This window comes from Serratia sp. MF1(2023) (assembly GCF_030954545.1).
GTDB classification, from domain to species: Bacteria; Pseudomonadota; Gammaproteobacteria; order Enterobacterales; family Enterobacteriaceae; genus Serratia; species Serratia sarumanii.
Window position 1 is genome coordinate 62,306 of sequence record NZ_JAVHUX010000013.1, and the last position, 13,075, is coordinate 75,380.

Annotated in this window: 8 protein-coding genes; 6 read left to right on the forward strand and 2 right to left on the reverse strand. The window is 61.7% G+C overall.

The window, feature by feature from the left end:
* The first annotated feature begins 88 nt into the window (after window positions 1–88).
* Window positions 89–2,278: a TonB-dependent siderophore receptor gene (locus REA38_RS07595; protein WP_060418687.1), complete on the forward strand. Its 2,190-nt coding sequence runs from the start codon at window positions 89–91 to the stop codon at window positions 2,276–2,278.
* 48 nt (window positions 2,279–2,326) lie between these two features.
* Here REA38_RS07595 and REA38_RS07600 read toward each other — a convergent pair whose 3' ends face one another.
* Window positions 2,327–2,947 (reverse strand): transcriptional regulator, encoded by a 621-nt coding sequence (locus REA38_RS07600; RefSeq protein ID WP_033648347.1) that lies wholly within the window; start codon window positions 2,945–2,947, stop codon window positions 2,327–2,329.
* Window positions 2,948–3,552: 605 nt separating this feature from the next.
* Here REA38_RS07600 and REA38_RS07605 point away from each other — a divergent pair.
* On the forward strand, window positions 3,553–4,827 hold the full coding sequence (locus REA38_RS07605; protein ID WP_033653137.1) for a Glu/Leu/Phe/Val dehydrogenase: 1,275 nt from the start codon (window positions 3,553–3,555) through the stop codon (window positions 4,825–4,827).
* Window positions 4,828–4,870: 43 nt separating this feature from the next.
* Here the strand turns inward: REA38_RS07605 and REA38_RS07610 are convergent, their stop codons facing one another.
* On the reverse strand, window positions 4,871–6,409 hold the full coding sequence (locus REA38_RS07610) for a long-chain fatty acid--CoA ligase (protein WP_308885541.1): 1,539 nt from the start codon (window positions 6,407–6,409) through the stop codon (window positions 4,871–4,873).
* Between the two features lie 135 nt (window positions 6,410–6,544).
* On the opposite strand from REA38_RS07610, the gene REA38_RS07615 reads away from it, so the two are divergent.
* The 4 genes from REA38_RS07615 (at window position 6,545) to REA38_RS07630 (ending at window position 13,063) form a co-directional block, all read left to right on the forward strand.
* On the forward strand, window positions 6,545–7,114 hold the full coding sequence (locus REA38_RS07615) for a DJ-1/PfpI family protein (protein ID WP_041035150.1): 570 nt from the start codon (window positions 6,545–6,547) through the stop codon (window positions 7,112–7,114).
* Window positions 7,115–7,269: 155 nt separating this feature from the next.
* Window positions 7,270–8,430 (forward strand): efflux RND transporter periplasmic adaptor subunit, encoded by a 1,161-nt coding sequence (locus tag REA38_RS07620; RefSeq protein WP_269454185.1) that lies wholly within the window; start codon window positions 7,270–7,272, stop codon window positions 8,428–8,430.
* Window positions 8,427–11,585: a multidrug efflux RND transporter permease subunit gene (locus tag REA38_RS07625; protein WP_308885542.1), complete on the forward strand. Its 3,159-nt coding sequence runs from the start codon at window positions 8,427–8,429 to the stop codon at window positions 11,583–11,585. Before REA38_RS07620 ends, REA38_RS07625 begins: the two co-directional genes overlap by 4 nt.
* A complete protein-coding gene (locus REA38_RS07630; protein WP_308885543.1) occupies window positions 11,585–13,063 on the forward strand; it encodes an efflux transporter outer membrane subunit in 1,479 nt (492 codons plus the stop codon). The genes REA38_RS07625 and REA38_RS07630 overlap by 1 nt, the downstream gene beginning before the upstream one ends.
* Window positions 13,064–13,075: the final 12 nt, after the last annotated feature.

The window sequence follows — 13,075 nt, forward strand, 5'->3', positions numbered from 1 at the left end:
TTCCGTATCGACGGGTAAAGACCGCTCGCCGATATTTCGGGGTTTATCAGGGTTGCATGACACACAACGCAGGTATGCAGGAGAGAGAATGAAGATTAAAAACAAAGGGATAGACAATTCGAATGCGGAAGCGACGGCCGCCAAGCGGTTGTTGCTGGGCTCGGCGCTGGCCTTACTGCCCTTCGCGCCACACGCGTCCGCCGCGGCGGACGAGACGATTTTGGTGACCGCCGACGCGCAAAACAGCGTGACCGCGCCGGTCAAAGGGATCGTCGCCAAAGAGAGCGCCGCCGGCACCAAGACCGCCGCCGCTCTGCGCAAAACGCCGCAGTCCATCTCGGTGGTCACGCGCGAGCAAATGAACGACCAGGAACCGGCGTCGGTCGCCGACGCGCTGAATTACACCAGCGGAGTGATCACCACCTACCGCGGTAACTCCAACCGCAATGACGAAGTGATCAGCCGCGGCTTCCGCTATGCGCCCAAGCTGCTCGACGGCCTGCACTTTGGCCTCTCGAGCCAAAACGGCGGCGCCGGGCAGATCGATCCCTGGCTGCTGGAGCGCGTGGAGATGGTGCACGGCCCGGCCGGCGTGCTGTACGGCCAGGTCAGCCCCGGCGGCGTGGTGGTGATGACCAGCAAGCGCCCTACCGCCCAGAGCATTCACGAAGTCAAATTCAGCACCGGCAACCGCCATCTGGCGGAAACGGCGTTCGATTTCGGCGGCAAACTCAACGACGACAACACCCTGTTTTATCGCCTGAACGGTATCGCCAGAACCGAGCATGAGTTCGTCAAAGACAGCAAGCAGCAACGGGTGGCCATCGCGCCGGCCTTCACCTGGCTGCCGAACGAAGACACCAGCTTTACGTTGCTGACCAGCTACCAGAACGATCCGAAAGCCGGGTCGCGCAACTTCCTGCCGCGCGCCGGCACGCTGTTCTCGACCAGCGCGGGCTATGTGCCCTATGACTTCAACATCAGCGAACCCAGCTTCAACAGATCGCGGCGCGAGCAGGCGTCGATCGGCTACAGCCTCGAGCATAACTTCAGCGATGCGCTGTCGTTTACCCAGAACCTGCGCTTCACCCACCGCGATGAAGACTATAAATATCTGGTTTATAACGTAAACTCGAAGGTCAACGACCACACCGTCACCCGCATGGCGCAGCATGAAACGCAGATGACCAACGAGTTTGGCGTGGATAACCAGCTGAAGGGGCTGTTCGACACCGGCGAGGTGAAGCACACGGTGCTGGGCGGGTTGGATTACCGCTACAGCCATATCGATTCGAAGATGTATCGCGATCGCGGCAACGACTACCCGATCGACTGGGCAAACCCGGTTCGCCCCAGCATCGATGGCAGCACGCTGGCGCTGGCTTCCAGCGACTTGAAGACGCTGAATCAGGTCGGGGTGTATCTGCAGGACCAGCTGGAGTGGAATAACTGGAACCTGCTGCTGTCCGGCCGTCAGGACTGGTCGCAGGTCAACACCCGCGATCGCACCAGCGGCGGTAAGGAGCAGACCTACAATGACGCCCAGTTCACCGGCCGTGCGGGCCTGCTTTACGCCTTCGACAACGGCATTTCGCCGTATGTCAGCTACAGCACTTCGTTCGATCCTAACCTGTATCCGAGCGCGCCGGGCGCCGATCCGCTCAAGCCGACCACCGGCAAACAAACCGAGGTGGGCGTGAAGTACCAGATCCCGGGCGGCAACACCCTGCTGACCCTCTCCTGGTTCGACATTACCCAGCGTAATGTGGCGTCTTACAACCGTCTCACCTCCGCCTACGAGCAGATCGGCGAGGTGAAATCCAAAGGGATTGAGGCGGAAGTACATGCCCAGCCGACGCCGGAGATCAAGCTGACCGCCGCCTATACCTACACCGACGTGGTGACCAAAGACTCCAACTCGGCGGACGAAATCGGCCACAGCCCGGCGGGCATCCCGCGTCACGCGGCTTCCGCCTGGGGCAGCTACAGCTTCCTGAGCGGCGCGCTGAACGGCCTGACCGTCGGCAGCGGCGTGCGTTACATCGGCGATGCGCCGGCCGACGCCATCGGCCAGTACGATGTGCCGCACTACACGCTGTACGACGCCATGGTGAAATATGACCTTGGCCAGGCCTCGTCGGCGCTGCGCGGTGCGGCTCTCCAGCTCAACGTGCAGAACCTGACGGACAAGAAATACGTTTCATCCTGCAGCGGCGAGTACGCCTGTTTCTATGGCAGCGGCCGCAGCATCATCGCTTCAGTCAACTACCGCTGGTAACCAAAATGGGCGGCCAGCGCCGCCCATTTTCCACCTTTCCCGCCGCCTTTACTCCTGCTTCAATTCTCGCAAGTGCTTGTACACCGTGGCGCGCCCCATCGACAGCACGTTGGCGATGTAGTCCGCGGCGCTTTTGGCCTTGAACGCCCCCTGATGATAGAGATCGCTGACCAGCCGCCGTTTCTGTTCGCGGCTCAGCGCGCCGAGCGCGGCGTTTTCGCGCCGCAGCCAGTCGTGCAGGAAGGTGTTGATCTTCTCCTGCCAGTCGTCTTTGAACAGCTGTTGGGGCTGTGGCTGCAGCCGCGTGACCGACAGGAACATGTCCAGCGCGTTGCGGGCGTCCTCGAACATCGCGGTGCTCAGGTTGATGCACAGCAGATAGCTGGGCTTGCCCTGCTCGTCGCGCGCGGCGATGCTCACCGAACGCATCTTTTTGCCGTCCCAGTTCAGCTTCTCATAGGGGCCGGTCACGCCGGCGCCGCCATCGAGCTCGAAGTCCTCCAGCCCGGCGTCATCGCCCGGTTTGCGCTTCGACAGGTTGTTGGCAAGATAGGCAATCTTGTTGGTGGCCAGATCGTGGATCACCACTTCCGCATTCGGGAAAAACAGCGCCGCGATGCCGTCGGCGACCGAGCGCAAAAGTTCGAGTTGAGAAGAAGAGTTCGGCACGCTGGGGGGGTCTCCGTATAGCCCGGTTTGGTTTGCGGTTCAGCCGCTTAGCATACCGCAGTTGCCGCCGCTTGCCGAGTGGATGGCGTTGGCGGCTCCTTCACCGACGGCTGCGCCGCAAGCGCCTTTATTGCCCTTGCCGGGGATCGGTCACCCGTTCGTTTCAGGTGAACACGCTTTTCAGCCCGCTCTTCTGCCGCAACACATTAAAACAGCCTCGAATCATGCTCCTCTTGGCCAGGTAAAACACGGCGGCAGACGGCGTTTTAACAGGATTTTAACGCTGCCGAGGGGAAACGCCATTGTCAACATGGCTGTTAAATAAAATGAAACTTTTTGATCACATTCAAGCTTCTGAAAAATAGATAAAAAGGGTTTTTATGCGCTTTACATGCATAAATTATGCATGTGCTCGCTCACTGCCGACAAAAAGTAATTAACTATTCATTTACCGCCCTGCAGGCGGCGAAAAACCGCCCGCTGGCCCGATGAGCGGGGGGCTAACAACCGGCATAATTAGTGGTAAATTTAGCGTCGCAAAGTGTTATGCGCTTGCTAATCCACGGTTAAACGAAATAAATACCTCTAATATATAAAGGTTGGTTATGGAAAAGCTATCCTACGCTTCAGACAGCAGCACCACCGCTTGGGCTACATATCTGCAACAAATCGATCGCGTCGCCCCTTACCTCGGCGAGCTGTCACGCTGGGTTGATACGCTGCGTCACCCTAAGCGCGCTTTGATTGTCGATATCCCGCTGCAGATGGACGATGGCACCATCCGTCACTTCGAAGGTTTCCGCGTACAGCACAACCTGTCGCGTGGGCCGGGCAAAGGCGGTATCCGCTTCCACCCTGACGTCGATCTGAACGAAGTGATGGCCCTGTCCGCCTGGATGACCATCAAGTGTGCCGCGGTCAACCTGCCGTACGGCGGCGCCAAGGGCGGCATCCGCGTCGACCCGTTCAAACTGTCTGAAGGCGAACTGGAGCGACTGACCCGCCGCTACACCAGCGAAATCGGCTTCATCATCGGGCCACAGAAAGACATCCCTGCGCCGGACGTCGGCACCAACGCCAAAGTGATGGCCTGGATGATGGACACCTACTCCATGAACCACGGCACCACCATCACCGGCGTGGTCACCGGCAAGCCAATCCACCTCGGCGGCTCCCTGGGCCGTGAGAAAGCGACCGGCCGCGGCGTGTTCGTCACCGGCAGTGAAGTGGCCAAGCGTCTGGGCGTGCAGATCGAAGGCGCCAAAGTGGCGGTGCAAGGCTTCGGTAACGTGGGCAGCGAAGCGGCTCGCCTGTTCGTTGGCGTCGGCGCGCGCGTCGTCACCATCCAGGACCACTCCGCCACCCTGTTTAACGCCGACGGCATCGACCTGGCCGCGCTGACCGAATACCAGGCCAAGCACAAGCAGATCGCCGGCTTCCCTGGCGCCAGCGAGATCGAAAGCGAAGCGTTCTGGTCGGTCGACATGGACATCCTGATCCCGGCGGCGCTGGAAGGCCAAATCACCCGTGAGCGTGCCGAGATCCTCAGCGCCAAACTGGTGCTGGAAGGCGCTAACGGCCCGACCTTCCCAGAGGCGGACGACATTCTGCGCTCCCGTAACATCACCGTGGTTCCGGACGTTATCTGTAACGCCGGCGGCGTAACGGTCAGTTACTTCGAGTGGGTGCAGGACATGGCGAGCTACTTCTGGAGCGAGTCCGAGATCAACGAGCGTATGGACAAGATCATGACCGACGCCATGGTCCACGTCTGGAACAAGGCCGCAGAGAAAGAGTGCAGCCTGCGCACCGCCGCTTATATCGTGGCCTGTGAGCGCATCCTGACCGCACGTAAAGAGCGCGGCATCTACCCAGGTTGATGCCCGTATCCCGGCCTGCCCGCCCCGGCAGGCCGGGTTTTCCTCAGCGCAAACAGCGCTTCAACACCTTACCGGTGCTGGTCATCGGCAAACGCTCGACGAACTCGACGATGCGCGGATACTTGTACGCCGCCAGCCGTTCCCGGCTCCAGGCGATCAGCGTTTCTTCCTCGATCGGCTCCTCCGTCTCTTTCAACACCACTACCGCTTTGATCTCTTCGCCCAGCGACGGATGTTCGACGCCGATCACCGCCACCAACGACACCGCCGGGTGGCGAATCAGCGCCTCTTCAATCTCGCGCGGGTAGACGTTGAACCCGCCGCGAATGATCATGTCCTTGGCCCGATCGACGATGAAATAGAAGCCGTCGGCGTCGCGGCGCGCCAGATCGCCGGTGCGGAACCAGCCGTTTTCCAGCACCTCCGCCGTCGCCTCGGGGCGATTCAGATAGCCTTTCATGATGTTGTAGCCGCGCACCGCGATCTCCCCTACCTGATCGACAGCGTCGATCGGCTGCCCGGTGGCGTCGAGCAGGCGCACCTCCACGCCCCAGATCGGCTGGCCGATGGAGCCGGGCTTGGTCAGGCGGTGAGGATGGTTAAAGGTGGCGACCGGGCTGGTCTCAGACAGCCCGTACCCTTCGAGAATGTTGACGCCGAAGCGGCGCGAAAAATCCTCCAGGATCTGCACCGGCAGGCTGGCGCCGCCGGACACCGCCATACGCAGCGTGCTGCGCAAGCTTTCGATATCCGTGTGTTCATCCAGCGCATTCAACAGCGCCCAATACATGGTCGGCACCCCGGCGAAAAAGGTGATGCCGTGCCGTTGCATCAGCGCGATGGCCTGCGCGGCGTCGAAGCGCTCGACCAGCACCAGAGTGGCGGCGGCGGCGAACCCGGCGTTCATCTGCACCGTCGAGCCGAAAGTATGAAACAGTGGCAAGGTGACCAGGTGACGATCGGGGGCCGTATCCGAACCGTCGAACAGCCGCACCGATCCCAAGGCGTTAAGCACCAGATTGGCGTGGGTCAACTCCGCCCCTTTGGCGCGGCCGGTGGTGCCGCTGGTATACAGCACCACCGCGGTGTCGCTTTCGAGCGTCGCGGCCGAAGCGAATTCGGTAGCCTGTGCGGCTATCGCCGCGCTGAAACGTTCCCCCTCGAGCGGCAACCGATCGCCGATGATAAACACCTCACGGCACTGCTCCGCCTTTGCCGCCGCCCGCAGCGCTTCCTCCCCCAGCGGCAGGCCGCTGCTGCCCTCGAAACAAAACAGCGCCACCGCCGCCGAATCCGCCAGGTAATAGTCGAACTCCGCGCTCTTAAGCAGAATATTGAGCGGCACCACCACCGCGCCGCTTTTGAGAATGCCGTAATAGACAGCCGGAAACTCCGGCCGGTTCGGGCAGGCCAGCGCCACCCGTTCACCGCGCCGTACGCCGCGCGCGACCAACAGATTCGCCACCTGGTTGGCCATGTCGTTCAGCGCCCGATAGCTGAGCGGTATATCGTCCTGTATCACCGCCGGCCGTTCCGGCCAGGTGCGCGCACTCTCTTCAAGCAAGGTAGCCAGATTCAGCATCGGGGATCCTCCCTGGGATTGAGCGGCGAGAAAAGCGCCGCAGTATCACGAGTATAGATAGGCGCTTCGCGGTTCGCATTCCCAGGGCCGCTGGGCTATACCTTAGGCAATCCCCATCCCGCAGGAGTTGTGATCATGAGCAAGAAAAAGATCCTGATGCTGGTCGGTGACTATGCCGAAGATTACGAAACCATGGTGCCGTTTCAGGCGTTGCAGATGATCGGCCATTGGGTGGACGCCGTGTGCCCCGGCAAAGCCGTCGGCGACTACATCATGACCGCGATCCACGATTTTGACGGCGCGCAAACCTACAGCGAGAAACCCGGCCACCGTTTCACCCTGAACGCCGACTTCGCCACCGCCAAAGAAGAGCACTACGATGCGCTCTTGATCCCCGGCGGCCGGGCGCCGGAATACCTGCGCCTCAATCCCGACGTGATCGCGCTGGTGCAGGCGTTTGACGCCGCGAAAAAGCCGATCGCCGCCGTTTGCCACGGCCCGCAGCTGCTGGCGGCGGCCGGGGTGTTGCAAGGCCGCACCTGCAGCGCCTACCCGGCCTGCGCGCCGGAAGTGCGGCTGGGCGGCGGCCATTATGCGGAGATCGGCATCGATCAGGCGCACGTCGACGGCAATCTGGTCACCGCCCCGGCCTGGCCGGCGCATCCGCAGTGGCTGGCGAAGTTCGCCGAGGTGCTGCAGAAATAGCCGTTCAGGGGATCGCACCAGATAGCGACGACGCGGCATCCCCTTTGCAATAAACCAAAAATCGCTTGACCTTCCCAACGTTGGAAGTCGGATAACGCGGGATGAACTGCTTCCACGCAGTGAATTCCACTGTCGACTTCGGTAGGAAAGGTCAAATGATGAAAGCCAAAACCATAATCCTGATCGCAGCGGCGATAAACGGCGCTTTCGCCGTTGCCGGCTGCAAAGAAAACCCGTCTTCGGCGACACCTGCGCCGCCTCCCCGTGTTCCTGTGGCTGATGTTTTAGTCCGCCCGATAACGCCCTTTGCCGAATTCACCGGTTCGCTGGCCGCGGTCAAGCACGTTGAGTTGCGGCCTCGGGTCGCCGGTTATGTGCTGGCGGTAAATGTGCCGGAAGGTCGCCTGATAGAAAAAGGCCACCCGCTCTTTCTCATCGATCCGCGGCCATTTCAAGCCGCGCTGAACGAGGCGACGGCGCGTTTGCAAGAAGCGGAAGCCGCCTCAACGCTAGCCCAGGCCGACTATGTGCGCGCTAAAACGTTGTTCAATAAAAACGTTATCGCCCGCGATCGGTTTGATTCGGCCACCGCCATGATGAAAGCGAGCAATGCGCAGGTCAACGCAGCGAAAGCGGCGCGGGAGGCGGCAAAGTTGGATCTGGAGTTCACCCGCGTCACCGCGCCGATTGCCGGACGCGTAGGCCAGACGCTCGTCACCGAAGGCAACTATGTCACCGGCGGCGTCACGCCGCTCACCACGCTGGTCTCGGTCGATCCACTCCACGTCTATTTCGATGTGGATGAACGCACCTATTTGCAATCGTTGACCGCGTGGCGCAATAAAACGGCGCCACCTGACATTCGGGTATCGGTGGCGTTGCTTGCAGACAAAACCTATTCCCGGCGCGGGCGCGTCGATTTCCAGTCCAATACCGCCGACCGCACGACGGGAACGGTGCGCCTGCGCGCGGTGATCGATAACCCGGATGGGCGACTGTCACCTGGGTTGTTCGCCAGAGTCAAGCTGGAAACCGGCGCGCCGCAGGCCAAGATCCTGATCGCCGACCAATCGATTGGCACCGATCAAAACCGGCGCTATGTCCTGGTCGTCGATGAGAATGACAAAACCGAATACCGCCCCGTTGAACTTGGCCCGGTCGTTGAAGGACTGCGCGTGATAGAGCACGGCCTGCGGCCGGGAGAACGCATCGTCGTGAAAGGGCTGGTGCGCCCCGGCATGTCAATCACGCCGCAGCCCGCCGAGATTGACGGCGCGCCTATCGAGCAATTGAACGCTGCGGGAGACGCGACATGACTTTCCCTCGTTTCTTCATTAAACGCCCGATCTTCGCCATCGTGCTCTCGATCTTGACGCTGATCGCCGGCACCGTGGCGTTATTCCAGTTGCCGCTCAGCGAATACCCTGCGGTTACGCCGCCTACCGTACAAGTGACGGCGTCTTATCCCGGCGCCAACCCGAAAGTGATCGCGGAAACGGTGGCCGCACCGCTTGAGCAAGCCATCACCGGCGTCGAAGGCATGCTTTACATGTCTTCACAGGCGGCGACCGACGGCCGAATGACGTTGACCGTCACCTTTGCCCAGGGAACGAACGCCGACATGGCGCAGATCCAGGTGCAAAATCGGGTCGCGCGCGCGTTACCCCGCTTGCCTGCAGAGGTACAGCACCAGGGCGTGGTGACGCAGAAAACCTCGCCGGACATCCTGATGGTGGTGCATCTCCTGTCGCCTGACCAACGCTACGATCCGCTTTATATCTCGAATTACGCTTATCTGCAGGTTCGTGATGAACTGTCCCGCATTCCGGGCGTCAGCGATGTCCAGGTCTGGGGAGCCGGCGAATACAGCATGCGGCTCTGGCTGGATCCGGATCTGATCGCCGCGCGCGGGCTAACCGCCGGCGATGTGATCGCTGCGGTGCGCGAGCAAAACGTTCAGGTGGCGGCCGGTTCCGTCGGTCAGACGCCCGATTCCAATGCCGCATTTCAGGTTACGGTCAATACCCTCGGCCGTCTGGCCGATGAGAAACAGTTTGGCGATATCATCATCCGCACCGGCAGCGACGGCCGGGTGACCCGCTTGCGCGACGTCGCCCGTATAGAAATGGGCGCCGATGCGTATGCGCTGCGCAGCCTGCTCGACGGCGAGCCGGCCGTCGCGCTGCAAATCATTCAGAGCCCGGGCGCCAACGCGCTGGACGTCGCTCAGGCGGTCAGAGCGACCGTCAAGCGCCTGGAGGGCAACTTTCCTGCCGGACTCAGTTCACGGATCGCCTACGATCCCACGGTTTTCGTGCGGGCATCGCTCGAGTCGGTTGTGACGACCCTGCTGGAAGCGATCCTGCTGGTGGTGATCGTGGTAGTGGTGTTCCTGCGCAGCTGGCGAGCTTCGCTGATTCCGCTGCTCGCGGTGCCGGTTTCGCTGGTCGGCACGTTCGCCATCATGTACTTGATGGGCTTCTCTCTCAATACGCTGTCCCTATTCGGTTTGGTATTGTCTATCGGCATCGTCGTCGATGACGCGATCGTGGTGGTGGAAAACGTCGAACGACACATCGAAAACGGCAAAACGCCGCAGCAAGCCGCGCGACTCGCCATGGATGAAGTCACCGGGCCGATCGTCGCCATCACCTCGGTGCTGGCCGCGGTTTTCGTTCCAACAGCGTTCCTGAGCGGTTTACAGGGCGAGTTTTACCGGCAGTTCGCGCTGACCATCGCCATTTCAACCCTGCTGTCGGCGCTCAATTCGCTTACGCTCAGCCCGGCGCTGGCGGGCATGTTGCTGCGGCCTCATCCGGCGAAACCTCGCGCTCCCGGCCGCATTGGGCGCGTCTTGCAAGCCGCTGTCCGGCCTTTCCAACGCGCGCCGGACGCGTATGCCAATGCCGTGCGTAAAACGGTGCGCGTCCGCGGGATGGCGCTGGCTATTTACGGCGGGCTGCTCGTTCTGACGTTTTTCAGCTTCCAGGCCGTTCCGCCGGGCTTCGTGCCCATGCAGGATAAGTACTATCTGGTCGGCATCGCCCAACTGCCCAATTCGGCCTCGCTGGATCGCACCGATGCGGTCGTTAAACAGATGTCGAAGATCGCGCTGGCGGAACCCGGGGTGGAAAGCGTCGTGGCCTTTCCGGGGCTGTCGATTAACGGCTTCGTCAATGTGCCGAACGCCGCCGTGATGTTCGTCATGCTCGATCCGTTTAAAGATCGCGCCACGCCCGACCTGGCCGCCTCCGCCATAGCCGGTCGGCTGCAGGCGAAATTCGCCGACATTCCCGATGGTTTCCTCGGCGTATTTCCGCCACCGCCCGTTCCCGGTCTCGGCGCTACCGGCGGATTCAAGATGCAGGTGGAGGATCGCAGCGGCGCGGGGCTTGAGTCCCTGGTTGAGCACACGCGGATCCTGATGATGAAAGCCACCGAATCGGGCCAGGTCGCCGGTCTGATGACCAGTCTGGATATCAACGCGCCGCAGCTCGATGTGGTTATCGACCGCACTCAGGCGCAAAGTCAGGGTGTCAGCCTGGCGGATGTGTTCGAGTCGCTGCAAATCTACCTCGGCTCGCTTTACATCAACGATTTCAACCGATTCGGCCGCACCTACAAAGTCACCGCTCAGGCCGATGCCGCCCATCGCATGCAGGCCGAAGCTATCGGCCGGCTGCAGGTGCGCAACGCGGCCGGCGACATGCTGCCGCTGTCTTCCTTTGTCACCGTTACGCCCGGCTCCGGTCCGGATCGCATCATTCGTTACAACGGCTATCCATCGGCTGATATTTCGGGCGGTGCGGCGATGGGCGTCAGTTCCGGTCAGGCGGCTGCATTGATGGAGCGCCTGGCGAAAGAGACGCTGCCGGAAGGCATGACCGTCGAATGGACCGAGCTCACCTATCAGCAAAAGCTCGCGGGCGACGCGGCGCTGTTCATTTTTCCGCTGTGCGTGCTGCTCGCCTATCTCATTCTGGCCACGCAATACAACAGCTGGCTACTGCCTTTGGCCGTGCTGCTGATCGTGCCGATGTGTCTGTTGAGCGCCATGATTGGCGTCTGGCTGCTGGGCGGCGACAACAACGTTTTCGTGCAAATAGGCCTCATTGTGCTGGTCGGCCTGGCCGCCAAAAACGCCATTCTGATCGTCGAGTTCGCCCGCAGCCTGGAGGATGAAGGCGCCAACGCGCTCGAGGCGGTGATTAAGGCCTGCCGGCTGCGATTAAGACCGATAGTGATGACTTCAATCGCGTTTATCGCCGGCGTCATTCCATTGATCTTCGCCAGCGGCGCGGGGGCGGAAATGCGCCATGCCATGGGGGTGGCGGTCTTCGCCGGCATGCTGGGCGTGACCTTGTTCGGCCTGTTCCTGACGCCGGTCTTTTATGTCGTGATTCGCGGCCTGGCGACCCGATTCGAGCAATATCGTGCCAAAGCCAAAGCCAGCCGTAAGGAGCGAGTCTGATGAAAAATCTTCGTAGAGCCTTGTTATTGCCGCTGAGCGCGCTCGCCTTGCTAACCGGATGTGCGGCGGTGGGCCCCGATTACTCGCCGCCCGTCGCCCGTCACCCTACCGGCTTCGGCCAACCACCGGCGGGGCTGAGTGCCGGAAATGTCGAACTCGCCTGGTGGCGCCTCTTTGACGATCCTGCTCTCACGGATTTGGTTCAGCGCGCGTTGGCGGCGAACCATGATGTCGGTATCGCCGTCGTCCGAGTAGACGAAGCCAGAGCCCTGTTGCGTGAACAACGGCAGGATTTCCTGCCGCGCGCCGGTGCCGCGCTGAGTTATGAGACGCGTCGACTGGGTGAAGCGGAGAAGCTGGCCGCCCAGCCACGCCATACGCAAACCTATCGCGGTGCGATTGATTCGACATGGGAAATCGATCTCTTCGGGCACGTTCGGCGCTCGATTGAGGCCGCTCAGGCGCTGGCGGGAAGCCGCGAAGCGTTGCTGCGTGGCGTTCAGGCGGGCGTCGCTGCGGAAGTGGCCGCCACCTGGCTAGAACTGCGAGGTTTAGACGCCGAACTTAAGATGGTCGCCGAAATTAGCCACAGCCAGCGTGAAAGTTTGGTGCTGGTAAAAAAACAAATGAGCGCCGGCGCCGCCAGCGAATTCGACCGATTGCGCGCCGAGGCGCTATTGCGCAACGTCGAAGCGGCGACGCCAGAGCTGGAACGCCGCCGAGCCGCCGCCGTCAACGCATTGGCGACGCTGCTTGGCGAAATGCCCCAGACATTCCGCCCCCCTTCCGCCGAATGGGGAAGCCAGCCGCCAGTGCTGCGGACGATCGCCGTGGGCACGCCCGGCGCCCTGCTCGCCCGGCGCGCCGACATTGTGGCGGCTGAACGGGAACTTGCGGCAGCCACCGCCATGATTGGCGTGGAAACGGCGGCGCTCTACCCACGCATCGAAGCGCGAGGTTCGATCGGGCTGGTCGCCGGCAACCTCGATGCGCTGACTGGCGCCGGTGCGTTCTCCGGTGTGATCAGCCCAGTGATTCGCTGGGCATTTCTCGATATCGGGCGCGTACGCGCCCGGATCGCCGCCAGCGAGGCGCGAACACAACAGGCGCTGTTGATTTACGAGCGGACGGTGCTGAGCGCGCTGCGCGAAACGGACGATGCTTTCAAAACCTATGCTGAGGCGGTCAGCACGTTGGATCTGCGGTTACTTGAGGCGGCGGCGAATCGCGAAGCGGCCCGGCTCGCCCAGACGCGTTTTGCCGCGGGCGAAGGCATTTATCTGGAGGTGCTCGAGGCAGAACGGGCCGACTTCGCCAGCCGGCGCGCATTGACGCAGGCCGGCACGCGTCAGCGGCTTGCCGTGGTGGGCATCTACAAAGCGCTCGGCGGCGGCTGGGAGACGTGCGCGGCGGCAAAAAACGATTGCCGCGGCGCGACCGGTTCGTTCATGACGGCAAAAATCGGCGATGAACCTTGACCTTCCCCCGAT

Excerpts from the sequence above, each read along its gene's own strand:
- REA38_RS07610 (WP_308885541.1), bottom strand. The coding sequence starts at position 6,409 with ATGCTGAATCTGGCTACCTTGCTTGAAGAGAGTGCGCGCACCTGGCCG.
- REA38_RS07620 (WP_269454185.1), top strand. The coding sequence starts at position 7,270 with ATGATGAAAGCCAAAACCATAATCCTGATCGCAGCGGCGATAAACGGC.
- REA38_RS07605 (WP_033653137.1), top strand. The coding sequence starts at position 3,553 with ATGGAAAAGCTATCCTACGCTTCAGACAGCAGCACCACCGCTTGGGCT.
- REA38_RS07595 (WP_060418687.1), top strand. The coding sequence starts at position 89 with ATGAAGATTAAAAACAAAGGGATAGACAATTCGAATGCGGAAGCGACG.
- REA38_RS07625 (WP_308885542.1), top strand. The coding sequence starts at position 8,427 with ATGACTTTCCCTCGTTTCTTCATTAAACGCCCGATCTTCGCCATCGTG.
- REA38_RS07615 (WP_041035150.1), top strand. The coding sequence starts at position 6,545 with ATGAGCAAGAAAAAGATCCTGATGCTGGTCGGTGACTATGCCGAAGAT.
- REA38_RS07630 (WP_308885543.1), top strand. The coding sequence starts at position 11,585 with ATGAAAAATCTTCGTAGAGCCTTGTTATTGCCGCTGAGCGCGCTCGCC.